We start from the raw sequence: 26013 nt of genomic DNA on the forward strand, positions 1-26013 counted from the left end.
TACCCCTAATGTTTTCGTTTGCGAAAATTTATATACAAAAACGAAAAATTTCTAAAATCAAATCAAATAAAATTAGATAATCTAAATCTTTTCAATCAGTTAAAAACTGGATTAAAAACAAAAGACGCACTGGCGAATTTATTTGAATCTGCTTCGCTTCGAATCGTATCAGCAAACGGTATAACTAGCAAATTTCAATTTAATATATTCAAAAACAATCAAACTCTTCCTATTTAATTTTCTTTTTAGTACAAAAACGAAAATAAAATGAAAAAATCCGAAATAGCCTTTTCACCGTTTTTGAAATAGCTTTGCCGCTATATTTCAGACGACCCTATTACCGTTCCTCCGAATGTCGGCGTTTGATAAGGATGCGGACAGCGCCGTCATTACCCTCGCGAGGTTCGATATAGGCAAGGACATCCGGATGCTGCATCAGCCAACGTCGGGTCATATTTTTTAAAACAGGTTTATAGCCTGCCGAACCCAGTCCGCTGCCGTGGACAATTTCGGCACAAACGCCGCGCTTTTGGACAAACACGATAAATTCATTTAATACCTGTTGTGCTTCTTCTTGCGTATAGCCGTGCAAATCAACATCGGCAACGACGGGATAATGGCCGTTACGCAAGCGTTGCAGGTCGTTTTTACCTTGCCCGTTCTTACTGAACGAAGCAGGCGGCTCATCCCAACCGCCGCTGCCGATATAAAAATAATCTTTCTCATTTAATGAAGATACTTCTTTCGGACGCGGCTTTATCGGCGATTTATCACGCGGAGCAGAATAATATTGCGAAGTTTGTTTCAACGGGGTTACCGTCCCGACCATACTTGCAAAATCGGCATTCTCGGCTTCCTGCTTTTTAGCTGCCGCTTCTGCTACAGCCTTTTCTTCTGCTTCTTTTTTCGCCTGCTTGCCTAAGGCCTGAAGGGTAGATTGGAAATCTGTTTTCATAAATGGATACCTGAAACGCTAAACGATTTTCAGACGACCTCTTTTACAAACAAGGTCGTCTGAAAATGGGAAAATAATTTACGGTTCTATCTAACTAAAGATATTTCCGCATTAATTCACATTCGACTTTGACTTCCCGATTCAACTGCAACACCGCTGAACCCAAAGACTCATAACGGTTGATGCGGTAAAACGGAACGGAATTGAGCGAGGCATAAAGTTTTAAAAAACTCAATCCGGCATGGTGCGCCAACTCTTCGGCACGCCTCAGCAATGCCGTACCCAAACCTTGATTGTGGAAAATCGGATGCACATAAAGCGCGTCTAATTGCGCTTCCTTAAAATCGACTTGGAAAAATCCACGGATGGCCCCTTTGTATTCCACCACCCACAAAGCCTTATCCGGATCGTCGATGGTATGGCGGTAGCTTTCAGTGTCCAACAGCGCTTCCCATGCCTGAAGCACGTTCTCGTCGTAGCTTCGAATGCAGGCGAATTGGGCGGCATGAAGATGGGCATTATGGATGGCTTGGCAATCTTGTACTGTGGCGGGACGGAGTATGGTCAACAGGCTCATGATTCGGAACGTTATGTCTGGTTTTCAGACGACCTTGATTGATTCTGAGGTCGTCTGAACATTCTAAAAATTAGCAAATTATAAACTTTGATGCAGTTTCGCCGCCACTTCAAAAGCAGTATCGGCATCGGCGGACAAAACAGTGAAATGTCCCATTTTGCGGCCTTTCCGCGCGGCTTTTTTGCCGTATAGGTGCAGGTGTGCATTCGGATGGCTTTGCAACGGCAGCCAATTCGGTTCGCCGCCGTCTTCTTGCCAGACGTCGCCCAAAATATTCGCCATGCAGCATGAAGAAAGCAGCTTGGTGTCGGCGGGCGGCAGGTTGCACATAATGCGTACCTGCTGCTGAAACTGGTCTGCGGCGCAGGCATCCAGCGTATGATGGCCGGAATTGTGCGGGCGCGGGGCGATTTCGTTGACGACCAATTCATGTGTGTCGCCGACGACGAATATTTCCACCGCCAACACGCCGACATAATCCAATTCGTCCGCCAAGCGTTGCGCCATCTGCCGCGCCTGTTGCTGGACGTCGGCACTCAACCGCGCGGGGACGATGGAATAAGCAAGGATACCGTTTTCGTGGATGTTTTCGGCGGGGTCAAAGGTTTGCACGTTTTCATTGTTCAGACGGCATACGATAACTGAAATTTCGCCGCGCAAATCCACCATTTTTTCCAAAACGCAATCCACGCCGCCGTGTTCGGCAAACGCGGCTTTGAGTTCATCCACCGTTTTGACGCGGATTTGACCTTTGCCGTCGTAGCCCAACGTAGCCGTTTTCAGGATGCCGGGCAAAAATTGCGCACTTGCTTCGCTGATGTCGTCTGAACGACAAACCACTTGATACGGCGCGATTTGCAATCCCGCTTTGCGTATCCACGCTTTTTCCTGAATACGGTTTTGCGCGATGGCCACGCAGTCGCCGCTGGGGGAAACGTTGGTATGTTTTGCCAGAAAGCGCATCGCGTCGGCATTGACGTTTTCAAATTCAGTGGTAACTGCCGCGCATTTTGCCAACTCGTCCAAAGCGGCTTGGTCGTCAAACGGCGCGCACAAATGGCGGTCGGCAAATTCCGCCGCCGGCGCGTTCGGATCGGGGTCGAGAACGGTGACTTTGTAGCCCATGGTTTTGGCGGCAACGGTAAACATTCTGCCTAATTGGCCGCCGCCGAGAATGCCGAGAGTAGCAGGAGGGAGGATGGGGGAAGTGTTCATAGCAAGAAATATTAAAAATCTTTTCTGATAGTATCTAAGGAAATAACTTTTGAAAGTAAAAGAAGCCTTTCATGTTCAGGATGATCCGTAAATATTGTATTAATTTTATTAATAATTGTTGGAATATTAGAATCTTTTGGTACAAAAATGTATTTTATATCTGAAGGTTCAAATTTTAGTGAGGCAACTTTTTTCGTAACAATATTTGAATCCTGTAATTCTTCATTATTGGCTAAAAAATTTAGTAAAAAATTTGGGAAAAGATTGTTTTCATCTGAAGCAGGTGCATACCTCCACTCACATTCTTCATCAAAATTTTTCGTTACCTCCTTCCCATTTACTTTCATCTTTCCTTTCAATGGTTTCAAAAATTTCATAAGTCGAAGTGCAATGTTTGGACTCAATTCCCTACTGATTAACAAATTTATCGCATCCACCGGAATATTTTTTAAGATAAAATTTCGAATTAGATTGGGAATAATACTGTTGTCTGACAGATAGAAAATAGGATTTAATCCCTTTTTTATTCCCCACTCCTTCGTCATTCCAAGACCAAAGCCACCATAAAAATCTGTATGTGCTGTAATTTTGGATAGTGGAATATCACAAAAACAAGACATAGGGTAAGCTATTGAACTGATATTATATTTTATCAATTCTTTAGTACGAGTTTCCCAAAAGTTGTCTTCTTCCTGTTTCTCTAATTCATTTTTAAAATATTTTGGAATTAGCCATTCAATATCTTCAGAACAATATCTAGGCCAAAATCCATTTTCCAAAATATCTAATAGATATTCCTCTTTGGGAGTAAAGTGAAATAAAGAGTTTGATTTTATAGTTGCCATTTTGCAAAGTATTTACTTGAAGTTAAACATATTTCAATTTTTTCAGAATAATTTAGTGAACCTATCTATCCAACCCTTCCTGCACCATCTGCGCCGCCCTGACCACTGCTCGGGCTTTATTCTGCGTTTCCTGCCATTCGGAGGTCGGGTCGGAGTCGGCGACGATACCTGCGCCGCTTTGGACGTATAGCGTGTTGTTTTTCACCACGGCGGTGCGGATGGCAATCGCCAAATCCATGTCGTTGTTGAAACCCCATACGCCGACGGCGCCGCCGTAGATGCCGCGTTTGCTCGGTTCGACTTCTTCGATAATTTCCATGGCACGGACTTTTGGCGCACCGGAGAGTGTGCCGGCGGGGAACGTGGCGGCGAGGATGTCCATATTGGTAACGTCCTCTTTCAGACGACCTTCGACATTGGACACGATGTGCATTACATGGGAGTATTTTTCAATCACCATTTTGTCGGTTACTTTGACTTCGCCCGTTTTGCTGATGCGTCCGACGTCGTTGCGCCCTAAATCGATAAGCATGACGTGTTCGGCGATTTCTTTGGCGTCGCTTAATAAGTCCTGCTCGTTGGCAAGGTCTTCTGCGGGGGTTTTGCCGCGCAGGCGCGTGCCGGCGATGGGGCGGACGATGACGTCGTCGCGTTCGCGGCGGACGAGGATTTCAGGCGAGGAACCGACGATGTGGAAATCGCCGAAATCGTAGTAAAAGAGGTAAGGCGAAGGGTTGAGCGTACGCAGGGCGCGGTAGAGGGCAAGCGGGCTGTCGGTGAATTCCATGCTCATGCGCTGGCTGGGTACGACCTGCATACAGTCGCCTGCGAAGATGTAGTCTTTGATTTTGTCGACACAGGCTTTGAACGGCTCTTCGCCGAACTCGCTGATGGCTTCGGTGTGTTTGCTGCCGAGCGAGAGCGGGATGGCGCAGCTTTGGCGCAATTGGGTGCGGATGTCTTCGAGACGTTCGCGGGCGCGTTCGTAGCCGTCGGGCTGCGAGGGATCAGCGTAAACGATGAGGTGGATTTTGCCGCTCAAATTGTCGATAACCGCCAACTCTTGCGACAGCATCAGCAAAATATCGGGCGTACCGAGCGGGTCGGCTTTGGCGGTGTTTTTTAGGCGGTGGGCGAAGTGTTCGAAATTGTAGATGGTTTCGTAACCGAAGTAGCCGACCAGTCCGCCGGTAAAGCGCGGCAGGCTTGGGATTTCGGGCGTTTTGAAGCGGTTGTGGAAGGCCTCGATAAAGGGCAGCGGATTGCCGTCGTGTTGCTCGACGATTTCGCCGTTTTGATAAACATCGACGTGTTTTCCACTGACTTTGAGATAGTGGCTGCAAGGCAGGCCGATAAAGGAATAGCGGCCGAAACGTTCGCCGCCGACAACGGATTCGAGCAGGTAGGTATAGGGGCGGTTGGCGAGTTTGAGATAGAGGGAAAGCGGCGTATCCAAGTCGGCAAGGAGTTCTTGCACGAGCGGGATGCGGTTGTAGCCTTGGGCGGCTTGGGCTTGGTATTCTTGTTTGCTGATCATTTCGGTTCCGTTGTGCGGGTGTTTTCAGGCGACCTTGCGAACGTGTAAAAGTCTTTGAAAAAGCTCGGGACGACGTGCTTGGCGGGCAGAAAAAACAAGCCCGCGCCATCGTCGCAAAATTGCGGAAAAGTATAACATTTTATGCGGATTGTTGACAGTTTTGGTTTTTCAGACGCCCCCTCCCTGCCGTATAATGCCGTTTTCTGTTTCCGCTTCCCAAACGACCATCATGACCGAATCCATCCGCCTCCCCGCTGCCTCGCTCAAGCCCGCCACCGTCGCCCTGCCCGGCTCCAAAAGTATCAGCAACCGCACCCTGCTGCTCGCCGCCTTGTCTGACAACACTTGCGAAATCCATTCCCTGCTCAAATCCGACGATACCGACCGTATGTTGGAAGCCCTTGATAAACTCGGCGTTGAAATCGAATATCTTGCCGAAGGTCGTCTGAAAGTATACGGCACAGGAGGACGTTTCCCCAATCGGACTGCCGATTTGTTTTTAGGCAACGCGGGAACGGCGTTTCGTCCGCTGACCGCCGCGCTGGCCGTTTTGGGCGGCGATTATCATCTGCATGGCGTGCCGCGTATGCACGAACGCCCCATCGGCGACTTGGTCGATGCGCTGCGGATTGCCGGCGCCGATGTCGAATATCTCGGCAACGAACACTATCCGCCGCTTCATATCGGCGAGTGCCAAGACCGCGGCGAGCGCGTGATTCCGATTAAAGGCAATGTGTCCAGCCAGTTTCTGACCGCCCTTTTGATGGCACTGCCGCTGACCGGGCAGGCATTTGAAATCCGTATGGTCGGCGAGTTGATTTCCAAGCCCTATATCGACATCACCTTGAAACTGATGGCTCAATTCGGCGTACAGGTTGCCAATGAAGACTACCGCATCTTCAAAATTCCCGCAGATGCGCACTACCACGCGCCCGAACATCTGCACGTCGAAGGCGATGCCTCCAGCGCGTCCTACTTCCTCGCAGCAGGTTTGATTGCCGCCACGCCCGTCCGCGTTACCGGGATCGGCGCAAACAGCATACAGGGCGATGTCGCCTTTGCTCGCGAGCTGGAAAAAATCGGTGCGGATGTGGTGTGGGGTGAAAACTTCGTCGAAGTCTCTCGCCCGAAGGAACGCGCCGTCCAAGCCTTTGATTTGGATGCAAACCATATCCCCGATGCCGCCATGACCCTCGCCATCGTCGCGCTTGCCACAGGACAAACCTGCACGCTGCGCAACATCGGTTCATGGCGCGTCAAGGAAACCGACCGCATCGACGCGATGGCAAACGAGTTGCGCAAACTCGGTGCAAAAGTCGTCGAAGAAGCCGAAGCGATTCACATCACCCCGCCTGAAACGCTGACACCCGACGCCGTCATCGACACTTACGACGACCACCGCATGGCGATGTGTTTCTCGCTGGTTTCCCTGTTGGGCGTACCCGTCGTCATCAACGACCCGAAATGCACCCATAAAACCTTTCCGACTTATTTTGAAGTGTTCTCATCGCTGACCGACGCGGTTTAAAGCGGGAGAACGTTTGCCCAAACAAAAAGGTCGTCTGAAAATATCGTTCCGCAATCCAACGCCGAACCGTTTTCAGACGACCTTTTGCTATAATCCGTCCGTTTCCCCACGCCCCTTTTGATATGAACACCCCAAAAGCCTTTGCCATCCCCGGCCCGACTGCCGGCGGGAAAACCGCCCTTGCCTTGAAAATCGCCGAAGCCCTGCCGGTCGAAATCATCAGCCTCGATTCCGCGCTGGTGTACCGCGATATGGACATCGGCACGGCAAAGCCGACCGCCGCCGAGCTTGATGCCGTGCCGCACCACCTTATCGACATCATCCCGCCGACCAAGTCTTACAGCGCGGCGGAGTTTGTCGGCGACTGCGTGCGGCTGGCGGAGGAAATCCGTGCGCGCGGCAGGCTGCCTTTGATTGTTGGCGGAACGATGATGTATTTCCACGCACTGACCGAAGGCTTGAACGACCTGCCCGAAGCCGATCCCGCCGTGCGCGCCCAGTTGCAGGAAGAAAAACAACGATACGGCTTGGCGAATCTGTATCAAAGCCTGCAAACCATAGACCCTGAAACCGCAGGTCGTCTGAAACCAAACGACAGCCAACGTATCGAACGCGCTTTGGAAGTGTACCGCCTGACCGGCAAGCCCTTGAGTGTGCATTTTGCCGAAAAAGCCGACTACACCCCGCCGCTCGACCTCTGCACCACCGCCCTGATTCCCGAAAACCGCGCCTTGCTGCACGAAAACATCGCCCGCCGTTTTACACAAATGTTGGAACAAGGCTTCATCGACGAAATGCGCGCCCTGCGCCAAAAATATCCCGAACTGACCGCCGATATGCCTTCTATGCGCTGCGTCGGCTACCGGCAGGCATGGGATTACCTCGAAGGCTTGACCGATTACGACACCTTTGTCGAAAAAGGCATTGCCGCCACCCGCCAGCTTGCCAAACGCCAACTCACTTGGCTGCGCAAAATCCCATTGGCGCACAGCATCGACCCCTATACCGACGGCGACCACGTTCAGACGACCTTGGCACTCGTCCGCCGCCATTTCCAAATCTAAAACGCCATGCTGACCCTGTTGACCACACCGCCCGTCGCCCCGCAAACCTTAGCCGCCCTGCAATCGCTTGGCATCCGCAGTATAGAAGAGCTGCGCGACACGGGTTCTGTCCAAGCCTTCCTGTTGCTCAAGGCCGCCGGACTGACCGTTACCCGCAGCACGCTTTGGCAACTCGAAGCCCTGTTGCTCGGTATCAAACCGCAAGACCTGCCGCAAACACACAAAAACGCTTTGGAACAAGCCGTTAAAAACCATCCGCCCGTCTCCGTCTTCCCCACGTCGTCTGAAATGGAAACCTTCATGCGCGCCGCTTTGGTGCAGGCAGAACAATCCGCCCTCATCGGCGAAATCCCCGTCGGCGCGGTCGTTGTCTCCAACAATCAAATCATCGCCGCCGCCCACAACACCTGCGTCAACGACCACGACATCAGCCGCCACGCCGAAATCCGCGCCCTTGCCGCCGCAGGTGCCGCCTTTCAAAACTACCGCCTCGACGAGTGCGACCTCTACATCACGCTCGAACCCTGCGCCATGTGCGCCTCCGCCATCATCCAAGCCCGCGTCCGCCGCGTCATCTATGGCGCGGCAGAACCCAAAACCGGCGCGGCAGGCAGCGTAGTCAATCTGTTTGCCAACCCGCTGCTGAACAAACACACGGCAATCAAAGGCGGCATCTTGGAAGACGAATGCAAAGCCGTTTTGCAGGAGTTTTTTCAGACGAGGCGCAAACAAGGTTGAAAAACTAAAAAGGTCGTCTGAAAATCACCCAAACCATCCTATCCCTTACACCCACTGTTAATCTGCTAAAATCCCGCTTTTACAACCCATCTCGGCAGCCCGAAAAATTTTCCGGCTGCCGCAAGCCATTGTTCCTACGCCATGAACTACCCTATCCCCAAACCCCGTGAAAAATCCCGTTGGCTCAATCTTTCGCAAGGCTCGCTGCCGCTGGCTTTGGCGCGTTATCTGCCGCATAAGCGGCTCAAAGTCGTACTGACCCAAGATGCGGAACAGGCGTTGCGCCTTCAGACGGCATGGCGGTTTTTCCGTCCGCACGATACGGCTGTGTTCCTGCCGGACTGGGAAACGCTGCCTTACGAGCGTTTTTCGCCGCATCAGGATTTGGTGTCGGAGCGGCTGTCGGCGTTGTGGCAGATTAAGAGCGGCGCGGCGGACGTGTTGTTCGTGCCGGTTGCCACAGCGATGCAGAAGCTGCCGCCCGTGCCGTTTCTGGCGGGGCGCACGTTTTGGCTGAAAACGGGGCAGACTTTGGATATAGGCCGTCTGAAAACCGATTTGGTGAATGCGGGCTACAACCATGTTTCCCATGTTGTCGCGGCGGGCGAGTTTGCCGTGCGCGGCGGCATTGTCGATTTGTTCCCGATGGGCAGCGAAATGCCCTACCGCATTGATTTGTTCGACGATGAAATCGACAGCATCAAAACCTTTGACACGGACACACAGCGCACCATCTCCCCCGTTTCCGAAATCCGCCTGCTGCCGGCGCACGAATTCCCCACCGACAGCGAGGCGCAAAAAATCTTCCGCAGCCGCTTCCGCGAAGAAGTCGATGGCAATCCGAACGATGCCGCCGTGTACAAAGCCGTCAGCAACGGCCACTTCGGCGCAGGCGTGGAATATTATCTGCCGCTGTTTTTTGAAAACGAGCTGGAAACGCTGTTTGACTATATCGGCGAAGATGCGTTGTTTGTTTCATTGGGCGACGTTCACGCCGAAGCCAACCGCTTTTGGAGCGATGTCAAATCGCGTTACGCCATGGCGCAGGGCGACGAAACTTATCCGCCTTTGCTTCCACAGCATTTGTATCTCTCTGCCGATGTGTTCGCAGGCCGTCTGAAAAACTACGGACAAGTGCTGCCCGATGTTTCCGGCAAGGAACACACCCTGCCCGACCTTGCCGTCAACCGCCAATCCGACGAGCCGTTGCAGGCATTGAAGGATTTTCAGACGACCTTTGAAGGACGGATTTTGCTGTGTGCCGAAAGTCTGGGACGGCGCGAAACCATGCTCGGCTTCTTGCAGCAAAACGGTTTGAAAGCCAAACCTGTGTCCGACTGGCAGGGCTTTTTATCGGCGCACGAGCCACTGATGATTACGGTTGCGCCGTTGGCATACGGGTTCAAACTGGGCGGGCTGCACTCTCCGAGCCAACAGCAACCCACTCCTGCCTCTGAGGGAGAAGGCAAAGCGGTTACCGACCAAACCAAATTTCCCGCAGCCGCAACAAACCCTCTCCCTAGCCCTCTCCCGCAGGAGAGGGAACAAAGTGCCGCCGCCGTTTCAGACAACCTGAAAACCAAAAGCAGCCTGCATCCCGTCGCAAGTGATCTGCACGAGCAAATCCGACAGCAGCCTGCCCCCTCTCTCGTGGGGGAGGGTTGGGGAGAGGGCAAAGCAGTTGCCGCTCAAGGTGCCATCGCCGTCATCACTGAATCCGAGCTCTACCAATACGTCGCCCGTTCGCGCGTCCACAACCGCCGCAAGAAACATGCCGCCGTTTCAGACGGCCTGTTGCGCGACCTTGCCGAAATCAACATCGGCGATCCTGTCGTACACGAAGAACACGGCATCGGGCGCTATATGGGCTTGGTAACGATGGATTTGGGCGGCGAAACCAACGAAATGATGTTGCTCGAATACGCGGGCGAAGCGCAGCTTTATGTGCCTGTTTCGCAACTGCATTTAATCAGCCGCTACTCCGGCCAAGCGCATGAAAACGTCACCCTGCACAAGCTCGGCAGCGGCGCGTGGAACAAGGCTAAACGCAAAGCCGCCGAAAAAGCGCGCGACACCGCCGCCGAGTTGCTCAACCTCTACGCCCAACGCGCCGCCCAATCGGGACACAAGTTTGAAATCAACGAGATGGACTATCAGGCGTTTGCCGACGGCTTCGGCTACGAAGAAACCGAAGACCAGGCCGCCGCCATTGCCGCCGTGATTAAAGACCTGACGCAGGCGAAGCCGATGGACCGCCTTGTGTGCGGCGATGTCGGTTTCGGCAAAACCGAAGTTGCCCTGCGCGCCGCGTTTGTGGCGGTGATGGGCGGCAAACAGGTCGCCGTACTCGCTCCGACTACGCTTCTGGTCGAGCAGCACGCGCAAAATTTCGCCGACCGCTTCGCCGATTTTCCCGTGAAAGTCGCCAGCCTTTCGCGTTTTAACAACAGCAAAGCCACCAAAGCCGCGCTCGAAGGCATGGCGGACGGCACGGTCGATATCGTTATCGGCACGCACAAATTGGTGCAGGACGACATAAAATTCAAAAACTTAGGTTTAGTGATTATCGACGAAGAACACCGCTTCGGCGTGCGCCAAAAAGAGCAGCTCAAACGCCTGCGCGCCAATGTCGATATCCTCACCATGACCGCCACGCCGATTCCGCGCACCCTCAGCATGGCGCTCGAAGGTCTGCGCGACTTCTCGCTGATTACCACCGCGCCCAGCCGCCGCCTCGCCGTCAAAACCTTTGTCAAACCGTTCAGCGAAGGCAGCGTGCGCGAAGCCGTGTTGCGCGAACTCAAACGTGGCGGACAAGTGTTTTTCCTGCACAATGAAGTGGATACGATTGAGAATATGCGCGAGCGGTTGGAAACCCTGCTGCCTGAAGCCCGCATTGGCGTGGCGCACGGACAACTGCGCGAGCGCGAGCTGGAACAAGTCATGCGCGACTTTTTGCAGCAAAGATTCAACGTGTTGCTCTGCTCCACCATCATCGAAACCGGCATCGACATCCCCAACGCCAACACCATCATCATCAACCGCGCCGACAAATTCGGACTGGCGCAACTGCACCAGCTTCGCGGGCGCGTCGGCCGCAGCCACCACCAAGCCTACGCCTACCTGCTCACACCCGAATACATCACCAAAGACGCAGAAAAACGCCTCGACGCCATCGCGGTGGCAGACGAACTCGGCGCAGGCTTCACCCTCGCCATGCAGGATTTAGAAATCCGCGGCGCAGGCGAAATCCTCGGCGAAGGGCAATCCGGCGAAATGATACAGGTCGGCTTCACGCTCTACACCGAAATGCTCAAACAAGCCGTGCGCGACCTCAAAAAAGGCCGCCAGCCCGACCTCGACGCACCGTTGGGTATCACCACCGAAATCAAACTGCACAGCCCCGCCCTGCTGCCCGAAAGCTACTGCCCCGACATCCACGAACGGCTCGTCCTCTACAAACGCCTCGCCGTCTGCGAAACCGTGCAGCAAATCAACGCGATACACGAAGAACTCGTTGACCGCTTCGGCCTGCCCGAACAACCCGTCAAAACCCTCATCGAAAGCCACCACCTGCGGCTCGCCGCAAAAGAATTGGGCATAGACGCCATCGACGCCACCGGCGAAGCCGTCACCATTACCTTCGGCAAAAATCACCAAATCGACCCGACAGAAATCATCCTGCTGATTCAGACGGATAAAAAATACCGGCTGGCAGGGGCGGATAAGTTAAGATTTACAGCCGAGATGGAAAATATCGAAGTCAGGATTAACACCGTGAAGAATGTGTTGAAGACTTTGAAAGAAAGAGTGGTAGCAAAGTAGAGTTTGATAAAGAAAAGGTCGTCTGAAAAATTTTCAGACGACCTTTCCTTATCCAAAATTTGTAGGTCGGATACTTGTATCCGACAAAACCTTCCGCATAAAGCTGTCGGACACTTGTATCCGATCAAATCTCTCCCATGAAGCTGTCGGATTCGAGAATCCGACCTACGCCTGCTGAAACGATTTTCCAACTTTCAGACGACCTATTATCAAATGATGCGAAATATCACTTGTTGAACCTCGTGCGTGCCTCAGCCCCCACCTTCAGTTTTGGGCAGACTACGACTTGTATCATTTATTTATTTTTATAATTGCCGAAATTTCCAATAATCCCGTCCTTCGATTTTCCAATAACAAAATTCGTCCGGTATCAAATACCCAAAGTCCATCGCCTTAGAAAACCAACCATCATAGACATAATCTTCATGGCATCTGTCCCAATCCATATGAAGGTAAACTTCCGTATCAAAATTAATATAAAACAACGGCAGTCTCGAAGAAATCTGATTGATTTTTAAGAAATCACTTTGTTTGCTGGAATCCGAGATAGGTTTATTGTACGACAACTTATTTTCGACAACGGAATATAACCTTACCGCTTCATCAGAAGTAAACCCCTGAAACATCAGTTCCTTCAATTCATCCTTTTTTAATTCAATGACTGACTCTGATTGAAGATAGCTTTCGAAATTGTCCTTAGTTAATTGCCAGATGCCATTTCGGTAATAACAACTATTCATTTCATCCTGATATTGTTCTAACGTAATATTCCCGTTTTTAAAATCCAAATCTAAGTCTAATTTCATGTTTAATATGAAATTTTCTTTATAATCAATCAAATAATATATATTTCTCTTATAGACAAAAATGGATATACACTGGATGTACTCAAAGATGTTATCTAATAATTCAGATTTAAATTTCTCAATCTTTTCCATATTTGCCAAATTCCTTAATAACTTTATCTTCAGCAAGCCGTAGCCCGCATTAAACCTGTGCAGGTAAGGTGTGTGCGGTATACACGCGGGCTTTGAGTGTGATAAAAAAGATCGTCTGAAAAAAGTTTCCGGCTTTCAGACGACCTTTTGCCAAATATTATCGGCAGCAGCTCAATGCCAACCTTAAGCCTACACCAATTTCTTCAGGGCTGTTATCCAATGATAAAATTACATCGTCTGCATCAATGGCATCCCACGCTTCCAGCTTGACATGGCGGCTCGGGCTGATTTTCAGGCAGCCGTTGTGCAGCCAAATATCCCCGCTCATCATGTTTTTAAATAGGGCGCGTCTGGTTTTATAGCCCAAGTTCCCGCATAGGTTGGCAACCCAATCCTCATAACGTGGTTTAAAACTTTCCTGTTTTAAAAAATCAATACGTTCAGCTTCGTTGTCTAACGTCCTGCTGTTCGCCAATGCTTGTAAGACTGTCGTGCCTAAAGTTCCATTGTCGGTATCCAATGGCAGGATATGAGGGGGATATAGGTGGTCTGGAGCATATCGCCCAAATCCTGACCATGTTTGAATAATCAAGGCTCTTTCATTTGCCTTATAGCCAGCCCAATAATCTTGTTCTTGATTGAAAGTCATTTATTCGATCTCCGTAATTTTGACTGTAATGTTTTGACTTTTGCCATACTCTACCACACGGTGCAACTGCAATCTTTGCTCCGTATTGGTTTGTGCAGCAAGCACGCCGTAATCCGCATAAAACCTTAAGGCAGGTTGAGGAAGGCTTCATGAGCGAATAAAGAAGCAATGAAAAAATCGTCTGAAACCTTTTCAGACGACCTTTCAAATTACGGTAGAAGCAAATCAAAGATAAACGATTTCGCCGCTTCGCCCCCTGCTCTCTTCACTTGCCCACCAAACAAACTGGGGCAATACGTCTTCGTAGTTTTTACGTTCGCTCTTCGATTCGCCGGGATGGGATTTGATGCGTTGCGGCGAATTAATCGGACCGGGGACCAGAACATTGGCACGCAGGTTTTCAAAGCGTTCCCATTCGTCGGCGGCCACTTTACACAAATAATTCAATGCGGCTTTGGATGCACCGAAACCGCCCCAGTAAGCTTTCGGGGTTTCGCCGTGGCTCTCGCCTACGAAGATGACGGACGCGTCGGGCGACTGCTTCAGCAGCGGGAGTAGTGCGCGGGTCAGCCCCATCGGTGCAACGGTGTTGATACGGTATTGGTTGACCCATTCGGCGACGGTTTGGAAATCTAAAGGCGAGAGCGCGTAAAAATAGCTGGCGCAATGGACGATACCGTCGAGTTTGCCCTGAATCGCTTCGCCGATGGTCGCGGCAAATTGTTCGAATTCTTTTTCTTCCGCGCCGATTAGATCGAAACAAATGGCAAACGGCTCGGGACAGCCTGCTTCGACAATCGCATCATAAACTTTTTCCAGCTTTTTTTGATGGCGCGCAACTAAAATCACGGTCGCCCCCGCTTCGGCATAGGCTTTGGCCACCTGTTCGCCCAGGCCTTGCGATGCTCCGGTTACCAGAATCGTTTTATTTTGCAATGTCGGCATAATTCTTCCTTGATTGTGAAATTTAAGGGATTTAAGATATTTTAACGGTTTGCCGTGTCTTGTAAAGGCACTCGGAATAGGTCGTCTGAAACTCGGATTTAAGTTTCAGACGACCTTTATATTAATCCGAAATCTGCCAAACACCTTTCCGCCGCCATTAAACCTGACTGTACCGCCGCTTCCAACGTGGCCGGATAGTGCGGGTGCAGGTAGTCGCCTGCCAGATAGATGCGCCGTTGGTGCAACCAAGCAAAATCGGGGGGGCTGGAATCAGGCGTGCAGGCTGTGGTCGCCCGTTTTTCGGTGATAACACGGACGGCTTCGGGTTCGTCCAAATAAGGGCAGATGCGTTTTACGTCGGCATGGACTTTCTCCGCCCATTCTTGACTTTTGAACGCGCCTACATAATCGGAAACGCTGATGACGGAGGCGACTTCGTTTATCGGCAAACCGAGTGCGCCGCGATACACCAGCCATTGAGCCGTGCCATCGGCAAATCCGGTCAGCGGCGCGGGCAGATGGACGGGAACAGCATAGCGAAGATAAACGGTAGTAATCGAGTGGTAGCGGAGGTTTTGATAGGTCGTCTGAATATAGTCGGGAGTATCTTCAGGGAAAAGATGGACGGCATGATACGGCGCAGTCGCAACAATAACGGCATCAAAAGCCTCATCATTCACAACAATGCGTCCGTCAGGAAAGTTTTTCAGACGACCTACACGGGTTTCAAGACGGATGTCCGCCCCGAATTGCTTGAGTTTTGCCAACGCAGGCTCGGCGATAATTGCACCTAAATCGCGCTTGGGTAAAAGGTAATCGCTGCCTGGTTTGTCTGCCCACACGCCGTCAGACAACACATTGCATAGTATGCGCAGACTCGCGTGTTCCAACGGCGTATTGAGCGCACCCCACACCAGCGGCTGCCAAAACTCTGCAACCAGCCTGCGCGGAACATTGCGCTGCCGCAGCCATTGGGCAACAGCCAAATCAGCACGCTTGCCGCGTGCGTAACGCTGCAACGCCCCCATATCGGATAACAACCTAATTTTCAGCGAAAACGAAATGTTTTTAGCACGCAATATGCCGGTCAAAATATGCAGCGGCGAAGGAAGATTCGTACTTTGAAACTGCAAACCTTCGTACATATGCCATTGCAGGGGCAAACGGCAGAACGTGGCTTCTGGGTCAACACCGATGTGTTCCATCAGCGTCAATACGCCGTGATACGCACCGAGCAAAATATGCTGCCCATTGTCCAAAAAGCTGAATCCGTCAGCGTTTCCAACCAAAGTACGCGCCCTACCCCCAGCCTGCCGACCTGCTTCAAACACGGTAACATCAGCACGGCGCGCCAACGATATTGCGGCGGACAAACCTGCCCAGCCTGCACCGACGACGGCAATTTTCGGGCGAAGATGCGGAGTGTTCATGGCTTAAATCCGAATAACCAGGTTTTCAGGGCAATACGCTTTTTGCGCGGCGAAGGAATGGCAATTTTATAAGTCAAGACGTTTTGCGCGCCGTCGAGATCGATTTCGTTCAGCAACGCGTAATAAATCGCCGCCATCACCAACCCGACTTTTTGGGATTTTCTATCGGCAGCGGGCAAGAGCGACATCGCCTCACGATAAGTCTCGCGGGCGCGTGAAACTTGAAAGCGCATCAGTTCGGCAAAATTATCCGTCGGCTTACACTGCATAATCACGCTTGCAGGTACGTCAAACCGCTGCATTTCCTCCATCGGCAGGTAAATCCGACCGTTGCGCGCATCCTCGCCGACATCGCGGATAATGTTTGTCAGTTGCAGCGCAAGCCCCATCTTATCGGCGTATTCCAGCGTTCGGTCGTCTGAAAAACCCAAAATCCGTGCAATCAGGCAGCCGACTACGCCTGCGACACGGTAGCAATACAGTTTCAACTCTTCAAAACTGCCGTAACGCGCCTGAAGCAAATCCATCTGCATCCCGTCGATTAAGGCTTCCAATTCATATTTCGGCAGCTTGAAGGTTTCCTTTATCTGCCGCAAAGCCTGATTAACCGGATGCTCCGGCATCATCCCGCCGAATACCTTGTCCAAATCGCCGCGCCACCAGTTCAGCGTTGCCTGAGCCACATTTGGATCGGAGCAGTCATCGACCACATCGTCCAATTCGCGGCAAAAAGCATACAAAACCGTTATCGCATCCCGCTTTTCCTGCGACAGGAAACGGAAGCCCGATAAAAAACTGGAGCGGCTTTCTTCTGCCTTTTGACGGCAATAATCAAGTCCTTGCACGGCGTGTCCTAAAAATTATCATAATAGTAAAATCGAATTTTATCGGATTTGGCGCAGTAGGGAAATTTCAGACGACCTTTATAAATAAACGCAATCCGATTATCGCAATTCCCTACCAAACCGCTCAACTATCCGCCCGAAATCTGTTAAAATACCGACCTATCCTAATAAATACAGCATCAAAAGGCACACAATCATGGCTCTTTTGCAGATTTCCGAACCCGGCATGTCCGCCGCTCCGCATCAACACCGCCTCGCCGTCGGCATCGACTTGGGTACGACCAACAGCCTGGTTGCCACCGTCCGCAGCGGCAGCCCGGTTTGTCTGACCGATATTGACGGGCGCACCACCCTGCCCTCCGTCGTCCGCTATGGCGAAGGCGACGCCGTCGAAGTCGGCAAAACCGCCCTTTCCGCCCAAAAAACCGACCCGCTGAACACAGTCAGTTCCGCCAAACGCCTTATCGGCCGCACGCTTGCCGACCTCGCGCAGGACGCGCAATACCTGCCCTACCGGTTCACGCCCAACGAGCGCGTGGTCGAGCTGAACACCCGCCAAGGTGCCAAAACGCCTATCGAAGTGTCGTCTGAAATCCTCAAAGCCCTCAAAGCGCGTGCCGAAGAAACATTGGGCGGCGATTTGGTCGGCGCCGTCATTACCGTTCCCGCCTATTTCGACGATGCACAACGCCAAGCCACCAAAGATGCCGCGCGTTTGGCGGGCTTAAACGTATTGCGCCTGCTCAACGAGCCGACCGCCGCTGCGATTGCCTACGGGCTGGACAACGCCTCGGAAGGCACGTTTGTCGTTTACGACTTGGGTGGCGGCACATTCGACGTATCCGTATTGCAACTGACCAAAGGGCTGTTTGAAGTCAAAGCCACCGGCGGCAACAGCGCATTGGGCGGCGACGATTTCGACCACCGCCTGTTCTGCCACCTGCTCGAACAAAACGACCTTTCCAAACTCAACGAGCGCGACAGCCAGCTTCTGCTTTCCCTTGTCCGCACCGCCAAAGAACAACTGACCGGCCAAACCGAAGCCGTCGTCGAAGCCACGCTTTCAGACGGCCGCAAAATCCATACCGTCATTACCCGCCAAGAGTTTCACCACCTGACGCAAAACTTGGTGCAAAAAACCATAGAGCCGGTCAAACAGGCCCTGAAAGACGCGGGCGTGACGAAAGCCGACATCAAAGGCGTGATTATGGTCGGCGGTTCCACCCGTATGCTGCACGTCCAACAAGCGGTCGCCACCTTCTTCGGACAAACCCCGCTGAACAACCTCAACCCCGACGAAGTTGTCGCGCTCGGCGCCGCCATACAGGCAAACGTCCTTGCCGGCAACAAAACCGACGGCGAATGGCTGCTGCTGGACGTTACCCCCTTGTCGCTCGGTTTGGAAACCTACGGCGGACTCGCCGAAAAAATCATCCCGCGCAATTCCACCATCCCCACCGCGCGCGCGCAGGATTTCACCACCTTCAAAGACGGCCAGACCGCCATGACGATACACGTCGTACAAGGCGAGCGCGAACTTGTCTCCGACTGCCGCAGCCTTGCCAAATTCACCCTGCGCGGCATTCCGCCCATGACCGCGGGCGCGGCGCGTATCCGCGTTACCTTCCAAGTGGACGCCGACGGCTTGCTGTCCGTTTCCGCCCAAGAACAAAGCACCGGCGTACAGGCGCAAATCGAAGTCAAACCTTCCTACGGCTTGGACGACGACACTATCACCCAAATGCTCAAAGATAGCATGAGCAACGCCGCCGAAGACATGGCGGCACGCGCCCGCGCCGAAGCCGTGGTAGAAGCCGAAAGCCTGACCGACGCCGTCAACGCCGCCCTTGAGTTGGATAGCGATTTGCTTGATGCCGAAGAGCTTGCACAAATCCAGCAAGACATCGCCGATTTGCAAGGTCGTCTGAAAGACGGCAACGCCGAAGACATCCGCGCCGCCGTCGCCAAACTCAGCCGCAGCACTGACAACTTCGCCGCCAAACGCATGAACCGCAACATCCAACGTGCGTTGACTGGGCAAAGTGTCGATAATATTTGATGGTTAACCGGTTTCAGACGACCCCGAAAGACACAAAGGTCGTCTGAAAATCTAATATCCAATCTGAAACGATTTCTTCTATGAGACTCTGGCACCAAACCCTCATTCCCCTGCTTCCCCGCGGCCAGCTTCTAGGGCAACACCGCGAATGCGCCGCACTTCGCGGAGCAGGCTGGGGCAGACCGCACGCGACGGTGAATTACGTTTTCACCCATTCGCCTGACAAACTCTATCAGTATCACGCGCTGATTATGGAAGAAATGGAAAAACGCGGCTACAAACCCGACCCGCTGTGGAAAGACCCGCTGTATCGCGGCAAAGCGGTTACCCCTTATCCCGCACACGATATCCAAGCTGCCGATTCGCCGATTTACCCCGAACACGATGATGCGTATCTGGACGAATGTCTGGAAAATTTAAAAAGCAAAGGTATCATGTTATAAATGGTTTCAGACGACCCCTTCATCGCAAAAGGTCGTCTTAAAACGACTGACAAACCCTACCCACTCATTACAAGAGACAATAAAAATGCCCAAAATCACCGTACTCCCACACGCCGTATTATGTCCCGAAGGCGCAGTCATCAAAGACGCCCCCGAAGGCAAAACCGTCCTTGACGTGCTGCTCGACCACGACATCGAAGTCGATCACGCCTGCGAAAAATCCTGCGCCTGTACCACCTGCCACGTCATCATCCGCAAAGGCTTCGACAGCTTGGAAGAGCCGACCGAATTGGAAGAAGACCTGCTCGACCAGGCATGGGGCTTGGAAGCCGACTCGCGCCTGAGCTGTCAGGCGGTTGTCGCCGACGAAGATTTGGTGGTCGAAATCCCCAAATACACCATCAACCACGCGCGCGAAGATCATTGATGCAAAGAGGTCGTCTGAAACGGATACAGCAATTTTCAGACGACCTCTGCCAAATTTTAACCAAACAAAAGGTCGTCTGAAAACTGCCTTACCGACCGTTTTCAGACGACCTTCCGTTAAAGCTTTATTAAACCGTTAAACCATTCAACCGTTATTTGGAGCGGGAAACAACAAATTTCAAGTGAGAAATCTTCATTGACGAAGCAGCTTGGGCAACCGGGTAACGTTCCACCTCGCCTTTAACATTGAGCATACTGAGGCTACTGCCGCGGCGGGTAATAATGCTCTTAGGTTCGGGCTTCGGCGCAGGCTCGTTTTGCGCAGCGGCTGCCACGGATTTCGGCGGCTCGGGTACATAGCCCGCCAAGCCGAAGCGTTTGATGATTTCGTTTGCGGCATCTGTATAACGCTGTTTCGCTTCTTCGTTTTCCACCACCATGTCGTCAAGCGCGACAGACAAGTCGTTGCCGCAGCCGACGATGCGTTCCGCAATGCGCGAATACACCATCCAGCGTTTCAAACGCAAAGCGCCCGCATCTTCGCCAGGCGCGGCGGCATCCAAAGCAATCATGCCATAACGCTTGCCATAACGCAGGCGCAGCGAAAGCCGATTCAGCCCTTCGCTCTCGTCCAGCATCTGATAAAGCTCGCGGATAAGCAGCAGCAAGCGGTCGAACACGCCCGCTTTGGCAAGATAATTGGGGTCATCGGAAGCGAGCGCGTAAATAAGTTTGGATAATTTGGCATTGAGTGTGTTATTCATCAATTTCCTCTTATTCATACTGTAATGGATTACTTTAAGAACCATTCCATATGATTTGGTTGCATGACAAAATGTAAATTTTTCTAAGTGAAAGTCAGCAAAATGTTTTAAGCGTCTGAAATGAAAATATTACATAGGAAAATACCATGTGCGATTTCGGAAGCATTTGGCATTGCAGACAAGCGCTTACCCAAGCCGCCTATTACCCTGTATGCCTCATCATTGCCTAAAACGGCTGAACAAAAGCCTGCCGCTCGGTTTATAGAAGCATTAAAATACTCCTACAACTGAAACCTGAATCGAAAATTCGGACAATCCAAAAGGAACGACATCATGAAATGGACAGACACCCAACGCATCGCCGAAGAACTCTACGACCTGCACGGCGACAGCATCGACCCTAAAACCGTTCGCTTCACCCAGTTGCGCGACCTGATTATGGCGTTGCCTGACTTCGACGACGATCCCGCACGCTGCGGCGAACGCATCCTCGAAGCCGTACAACAGGCATGGATTGAAGAGGCTGAGTGAAGCTGTATCGTTTGCAAGCTAAAGACAAAGACGTCGTCTGAAAAATTTTCAGACGACGTTTTAACGGGCTTCGTGCAAATTCAAATGCGAAATATTCCGTCGATGCCGCTGCTCAAGTGAAATACCGGACATTGAAAGTTATTTAATTTCAAAACATCCCCACATCTCTGAATAGGTATTTTCTTCTCAGCCTGTCCTCATATAAATAGGAACAGGTTCAACGGTACCTACATTAAAATAATTCATAAACTTTCTGAAAATTTTGAATTTGACTCATACACAAGGCAAATTTATCATACCAGCCTGAAAACGTTTAAAAAAGACAACCGAGGTACGCAGCAAATGAGTTACGCAAAAGAAATCAATGCGTTAAATAACAGCCTTTCCGATTTGAAAGGCGACATCAACGTTTCGTTCGAATTTTTCCCGCCGAAAAACGAGCAAATGGAAACCATGCTGTGGGACTCCATCCATCGCCTGCAAACCCTGCATCCAAAATTCGTCTCCGTAACCTACGGCGCAAACTCCGGCGAACGCGACCGTACGCACAGCATCGTCAAACGCATCCAACAGGAAACCGGCTTGGAAGCCGCGCCGCACCTGACCGGCATCGACGCCTCTCCCGACGAATTGCGCCAAATCGCCAGAGACTATTGGGACAGCGGCATCCGCCGTATCGTCGCCCTGCGCGGCGACGAGCCGCCCGGTTATGAGAAAAAACCGTTTTACGCCGAAGACTTGGTCAAACTCCTGCGCTCCGTCGCCGACTTCGACATCTCCGTAGCGGCATACCCCGAAGTGCATCCCGAAGCGAAATCCGCACAAGCCGACCTGATTAATCTGAAGCGCAAAATCGATGCAGGTGCAAACCATGTCATCACCCAATTCTTCTTCGACGTAGAACGCTACCTGCGCTTCCGCGACCGCTGTGTGATGTTGGGCATCGACGTCGAAATCGTTCCCGGCATCCTGCCTGTTACCAACTTCAAGCAACTCGGCAAAATGGCGCAAGTAACCAACGTCAAAATCCCGAAATGGCTGTCGCAAATGTATGAAGGCTTGGACGACGACCAAGGCACGCGCAATCTGGTGGCGGCAAGTATCGCCATCGACATGGTCAAAGTCCTGTCCCGCGAAGGCGTGAAAGATTTCCACTTCTACACGCTCAACCGCAGCGAGCTGACTTACGCCATCTGCCATATTTTAGGCGTGCGTCCTTAAAGCCGAAAACGGTTTCAGACGACCTCAGAGGTCGTCTGAAAAATAAAACGCCGCCCCATCCGCCCTATTCTGATTTACAATACCGACCGATTCGGATTGAACCGGTCCTTACAAAATCCAACTGGAGAGTTCAACATGACAACATTACATTTCTCAGGCTTCCCGCGTGTCGGCGCCTTCCGTGAATTGAAATTCGCCCAAGAAAAATACTGGCGCAAAGAAATCAGCGAACAAGAGCTGCTTGACGTTGCCAGAGACCTGCGCGAGAAAAACTGGAAACACCAAGCCGCCGCCAACGCCGATTACGTTGCCGTAGGCGATTTCACTTTCTACGACCACATCCTCGACCTGCAAGTCGCTACCGGCGCGATTCCTGCCCGTTTCGGCTTCGACAGCCAAAACCTGTCTTTGGAACAATTCTTCCAACTGGCTCGCGGCAACAAAGACCAATTCGCCATCGAAATGACTAAATGGTTCGACACCAACTATCACTATCTGGTGCCTGAATTCCACGCCGATACCGAATTTAAAGCGAACGCCAATCACTACGTTCAACAACTGAAAGAAGCCCAAGCCCTCGGCCTGAAAGCCAAACCAACCATCGTCGGCCCGCTGACCTTCCTGTGGGTAGGTAAAGAAAAAGGCGCAGTCGAATTCGACCGCCTGAGCCTGTTGCAAAAACTGCTGCCCGTTTACGTTGAAATCCTGAACGCTTTGGTTGAAGCCGGTGCTGAATGGATTCAAATCGACGAGCCTGCATTGGCTGTTGACCTGCCTAAAGAATGGGTAGAAGCCTACAAAGACGTTTACGCTACTTTGAGCAAAGTAAACGCCAAAATCCTGTTGAGCACTTACTTCGGTTCCGTTGCCGAACACGCCGCATTGCTGAAAGCACTGCCTGTTGACGGCCTGCATATCGACTTGGTACGCGCTCCCGAACAACTGGACGCGTTCGCCGACTACGACAAAGTTCTGTCTGCCGGCATTATCGATGGCCGCAACATCTGGCGCGCCAACCTGAATAAAGTTTTGGAAACTGTCGAGCCTCTGAAAGCCAAACTGGGCGACCGCTTGTGGATTTCCAGCTCTTGCTCGCTGTTGCACACCCCATTTGACTTGTCAGTTGAAGAAAAACTGAAAGCCAACAAACCCGACCTGTACTCTTGGTTGGCATTTACCCTGCAAAAAACCCAAGAATTGCGCGTTCTGAAAGCCGCATTGAACGAAGGTCGTGATTCCGTTGCCGAAGAACTCGCTGCCAGCCAAGCTGCCGCCGATTCACGCGCCAACAGCAGCGAAATCCACCGCGCAGACGTTGCCAAACGCCTGACCGACCTGCCTGCCAACGCAGACCAACGCAAATCACCGTTTGCCGACCGTATCAAAGCGCAACAAGCATGGTTGAACCTGCCTCTGCTGCCGACTACCAACATCGGTTCTTTCCCGCAAACTACCGAAATCCGTCAAGCACGCGCAGCCTTCAAAAAAGGCGAACTGTCTGCCGCCGATTACGAAGCCGCGATGAAAAAAGAAATCGCCTTGGTGGTTGAAGAGCAAGAAAAACTGGACTTGGACGTATTGGTACACGGCGAAGCCGAGCGTAACGACATGGTCGAATACTTCGGCGAATTGTTGAGCGGTTTCGCGTTCACCCAATACGGCTGGGTACAAAGCTACGGCTCACGCTGCGTTAAACCACCGATCATCTTCGGTGACGTAAGCCGTCCTGAAGCCATGACTGTCGCTTGGTCCACTTACGCACAAAGCCTGACCAAACGCCCGATGAAAGGCATGTTGACCGGCCCCGTAACCATCCTGCAATGGTCTTTCGTCCGCAATGACATCCCACGTTCTACCGTGTGCAAACAAATCGCACTGGCCCTGAACGACGAAGTATTGGATCTGGAAAAAGCAGGCATCAAAGTCATCCAAATCGACGAACCTGCCATCCGCGAAGGTCTGCCTTTGAAACGTGCCGATTGGGATGCCTACCTGAACTGGGCCGGCGAATCCTTCCGCCTGTCCTCTACCGGTTGCGAAGACAGCACACAAATCCACACCCATATGTGCTACTCTGAGTTCAACGACATCCTGCCCGCCATCGCAGCTATGGACGCCGATGTGATTACCATCGAGACTTCGCGTTCCGACATGGAACTCTTGACCGCGTTCGGCGAGTTCAAATACCCGAACGACATCGGTCCGGGCGTTTACGACATCCACAGCCCACGCGTACCGACGGAAGCCGAAGTAGAACACCTGTTGCGTAAAGCCATCGAAGTCGTACCGGTTGAACGCCTGTGGGTGAACCCTGACTGCGGTCTGAAAACACGTGGTTGGAAAGAAACTCTGGAACAACTCCAAGTGATGATGAACGTTACCCACAAACTGCGTGCCGAATTGGCAAAATAAGTTTGAACTAGCGTAGTCAAAAGGTCGTCTGAAAATTTTCAGACGACCTTTTTATATGGTTTAAAGAATCAAGAGAAAAACATAGTGGATTAACTTTGAAGCAATACGGCATTGCCTCACCTAAGCTTCAGAAAGATGATTCCCAATGATGAGACAACAGATGAATCAGCTTCGTACTGCTTACGCTACCCACAGTTTCATTGCCATGTCCTGTATTTAAAGTCATTCCATAAAAGATGTTATTTACAAACCCGCAAGTAAGCGGCGGATTTTTTCAACGGCAAGCTCGGTTTCCAAGCCGCATTCCGCCCCTTCCGTCCCTCCGCTGAGGCAGCGGATGTCGGTGATGCCGCAGAAGTGGGCGTATTGGATGCCCAGTTCGCGGGCGAGGACGGCTTCGGGCATTCCGGTCATGCCCAATACGTCCACACCGTCGCGGCGGTAACGTTGGATTTCGGCGCGGGTCGGCCAGCGCGGTCCTTGCAAGCAGCCGTAAACGGCTTGGGTGTATAAAGGCATTTGGTGCTGTTGCGCGTGTTCGACGATTTTTTCGCGCAGCCCGGCAGTGTAGGGTTCGAGAAAATCGGTGTGTACGACCGGTTCTTCCTGTCCTTCAAAAAAGGTGTCTTTACGACCGTAGGTGTAGTCGATCAAGTCGTCGGGCAGGACGAGTGCGCCGTTTTCAAAGCGGTCGTTGATGCTGATGACGGAGGAAACGGCGACGATGTATTCCGCGCCTATGGAATGCAACGCCCAGATGTTTGCGCGGTAGTTGATTTCGTGCGGCGCGACGGTATGGCCGAAGCCGTGCCGCGCGAGGAAGATGATGTCCTGACTGCCCAGTTTGCCGCTTAAGACAGGGCTGCTGGTTAGTCCGTAGGGGGTGCGGACGATTTTGCGGTCGGTGATGCTCAGTTCGGGCAGCTTAGTCAGGCTGCTGCCGCCGATGATGGCTAACATATGGTCCTTTGTGTAAGTGATTTTAGGGATTGAGTGTCGGAAAGAAAAAGGTTTGCAAAACAGCCATGAAAATGGAAAACAGGATTAATACCTTCATTTTTTCTGG

Annotated in this window: 22 protein-coding genes; 10 read left to right on the forward strand and 12 right to left on the reverse strand. The window is 51.9% G+C overall.

The window, feature by feature from the left end; all coding sequences use genetic code 11:
• Window positions 1–337: 337 nt before the first annotated feature.
• The 5 genes from AC5M9B_RS05875 to trpE all read right to left on the reverse strand — a co-directional run bounded on the left by AC5M9B_RS05875 (window position 338) and on the right by trpE (window position 5129).
• Window positions 338–955, reverse strand: a complete 618-nt coding sequence (locus tag AC5M9B_RS05875) for a Smr/MutS family protein (protein ID WP_424045953.1) — start codon at window positions 953–955, stop codon at window positions 338–340.
• Window positions 956–1049: 94 nt separating this feature from the next.
• Window positions 1050–1532, reverse strand: coding sequence for a GNAT family N-acetyltransferase (locus tag AC5M9B_RS05880; RefSeq protein WP_016687430.1), 483 nt, complete (start codon window positions 1530–1532; stop codon window positions 1050–1052).
• Between the two features lie 78 nt (window positions 1533–1610).
• Window positions 1611–2747, reverse strand: a complete 1137-nt coding sequence (locus AC5M9B_RS05885; protein WP_487648378.1) for a 5-(carboxyamino)imidazole ribonucleotide synthase — start codon at window positions 2745–2747, stop codon at window positions 1611–1613.
• Window positions 2748–2758: 11 nt separating this feature from the next.
• Window positions 2759–3592: an abortive infection system antitoxin AbiGi family protein gene (locus tag AC5M9B_RS05890; RefSeq protein WP_487648379.1), complete on the reverse strand. Its 834-nt coding sequence runs from the start codon at window positions 3590–3592 to the stop codon at window positions 2759–2761.
• A gap of 61 nt (window positions 3593–3653) precedes the next feature.
• Window positions 3654–5129 (reverse strand): anthranilate synthase component I, encoded by a 1476-nt coding sequence (trpE, locus tag AC5M9B_RS05895; protein WP_146736378.1) that lies wholly within the window; start codon window positions 5127–5129, stop codon window positions 3654–3656.
• A gap of 229 nt (window positions 5130–5358) precedes the next feature.
• Here trpE and aroA point away from each other — a divergent pair, with 229 nt between their 5' ends.
• The 4 genes from aroA to mfd all read left to right on the forward strand — a co-directional run bounded on the left by aroA (window position 5359) and on the right by mfd (window position 12284).
• Window positions 5359–6657, forward strand: coding sequence for a 3-phosphoshikimate 1-carboxyvinyltransferase (aroA, locus tag AC5M9B_RS05900; protein ID WP_146736407.1), 1299 nt, complete (start codon window positions 5359–5361; stop codon window positions 6655–6657).
• A gap of 122 nt (window positions 6658–6779) precedes the next feature.
• Entirely contained in the window at window positions 6780–7721 is a 942-nt protein-coding gene (miaA, locus tag AC5M9B_RS05905) for a tRNA (adenosine(37)-N6)-dimethylallyltransferase MiaA (protein ID WP_146736379.1), read from the forward strand.
• 15 nt (window positions 7722–7736) lie between these two features.
• Entirely contained in the window at window positions 7737–8459 is a 723-nt protein-coding gene (gene tadA, locus AC5M9B_RS05910; RefSeq protein WP_186805585.1) for a tRNA adenosine(34) deaminase TadA, read from the forward strand.
• A gap of 141 nt (window positions 8460–8600) precedes the next feature.
• Window positions 8601–12284, forward strand: coding sequence for a transcription-repair coupling factor (mfd, locus tag AC5M9B_RS05915; RefSeq protein WP_146736381.1), 3684 nt, complete (start codon window positions 8601–8603; stop codon window positions 12282–12284).
• Between the two features lie 305 nt (window positions 12285–12589).
• On the opposite strand, the gene AC5M9B_RS05920 is transcribed toward mfd, so the two are convergent.
• The 5 genes from AC5M9B_RS05920 to hpnD all read right to left on the reverse strand — a co-directional run bounded on the left by AC5M9B_RS05920 (window position 12590) and on the right by hpnD (window position 17091).
• Complete coding sequence (locus AC5M9B_RS05920) at window positions 12590–13222, reverse strand: hypothetical protein (RefSeq protein WP_146736382.1); 633 nt, start codon at window positions 13220–13222, stop codon at window positions 12590–12592.
• Between the two features lie 157 nt (window positions 13223–13379).
• Window positions 13380–13871, reverse strand: coding sequence for a contact-dependent growth inhibition system immunity protein (locus AC5M9B_RS05925; RefSeq protein ID WP_146736383.1), 492 nt, complete (start codon window positions 13869–13871; stop codon window positions 13380–13382).
• Window positions 13872–14096: 225 nt separating this feature from the next.
• Window positions 14097–14816: an SDR family oxidoreductase gene (locus AC5M9B_RS05930; protein ID WP_003742488.1), complete on the reverse strand. Its 720-nt coding sequence runs from the start codon at window positions 14814–14816 to the stop codon at window positions 14097–14099.
• 116 nt (window positions 14817–14932) lie between these two features.
• Window positions 14933–16246 (reverse strand): hydroxysqualene dehydroxylase HpnE, encoded by a 1314-nt coding sequence (gene hpnE, locus AC5M9B_RS05935; RefSeq protein WP_146736384.1) that lies wholly within the window; start codon window positions 16244–16246, stop codon window positions 14933–14935.
• Window positions 16243–17091 (reverse strand): presqualene diphosphate synthase HpnD, encoded by an 849-nt coding sequence (gene hpnD / locus AC5M9B_RS05940; protein ID WP_487648380.1) that lies wholly within the window; start codon window positions 17089–17091, stop codon window positions 16243–16245. Before hpnD ends, hpnE begins: the two co-directional genes overlap by 4 nt.
• Before the next feature lie 196 nt (window positions 17092–17287).
• Here hpnD and hscA point away from each other — a divergent pair, with 196 nt between their 5' ends.
• The 3 genes from hscA to fdx all read left to right on the forward strand — a co-directional run bounded on the left by hscA (window position 17288) and on the right by fdx (window position 20020).
• A complete protein-coding gene (gene hscA, locus AC5M9B_RS05945) occupies window positions 17288–19150 on the forward strand; it encodes a Fe-S protein assembly chaperone HscA (protein ID WP_146736386.1) in 1863 nt (620 codons plus the stop codon).
• Window positions 19151–19230: 80 nt separating this feature from the next.
• Window positions 19231–19593, forward strand: coding sequence for a TIGR02328 family protein (locus tag AC5M9B_RS05950; protein WP_101810046.1), 363 nt, complete (start codon window positions 19231–19233; stop codon window positions 19591–19593).
• 85 nt (window positions 19594–19678) lie between these two features.
• Window positions 19679–20020, forward strand: a complete 342-nt coding sequence (gene fdx / locus AC5M9B_RS05955) for an ISC system 2Fe-2S type ferredoxin (protein ID WP_146736387.1) — start codon at window positions 19679–19681, stop codon at window positions 20018–20020.
• A gap of 151 nt (window positions 20021–20171) precedes the next feature.
• Here fdx and AC5M9B_RS05960 read toward each other — a convergent pair whose 3' ends face one another.
• A complete protein-coding gene (locus AC5M9B_RS05960; protein WP_146736389.1) occupies window positions 20172–20783 on the reverse strand; it encodes a hypothetical protein in 612 nt (203 codons plus the stop codon).
• A 333-nt stretch (window positions 20784–21116) separates the two neighbouring features.
• Here AC5M9B_RS05960 and iscX point away from each other — a divergent pair, with 333 nt between their 5' ends.
• From iscX to metE, 3 genes are all read left to right on the forward strand, one after another.
• Window positions 21117–21314, forward strand: coding sequence for a Fe-S cluster assembly protein IscX (gene iscX / locus AC5M9B_RS05965; protein WP_003742471.1), 198 nt, complete (start codon window positions 21117–21119; stop codon window positions 21312–21314).
• A 342-nt stretch (window positions 21315–21656) separates the two neighbouring features.
• On the forward strand, window positions 21657–22535 hold the full coding sequence (gene metF, locus AC5M9B_RS05970; RefSeq protein WP_146736390.1) for a methylenetetrahydrofolate reductase: 879 nt from the start codon (window positions 21657–21659) through the stop codon (window positions 22533–22535).
• 135 nt (window positions 22536–22670) lie between these two features.
• The gene (gene metE / locus AC5M9B_RS05975) at window positions 22671–24947 is read left to right on the forward strand and encodes a 5-methyltetrahydropteroyltriglutamate--homocysteine S-methyltransferase (RefSeq protein WP_019271315.1); all 2277 of its coding nucleotides are present in this window, start codon (window positions 22671–22673) and stop codon (window positions 24945–24947) included.
• Between the two features lie 243 nt (window positions 24948–25190).
• Here metE and AC5M9B_RS05980 read toward each other — a convergent pair whose 3' ends face one another.
• Window positions 25191–25907, reverse strand: coding sequence for an S-methyl-5'-thioinosine phosphorylase (locus AC5M9B_RS05980; RefSeq protein ID WP_487648381.1), 717 nt, complete (start codon window positions 25905–25907; stop codon window positions 25191–25193).
• Window positions 25908–26013 lie beyond the last annotated feature (106 nt).

Source organism: Neisseria flava (genome assembly GCF_982712965.1).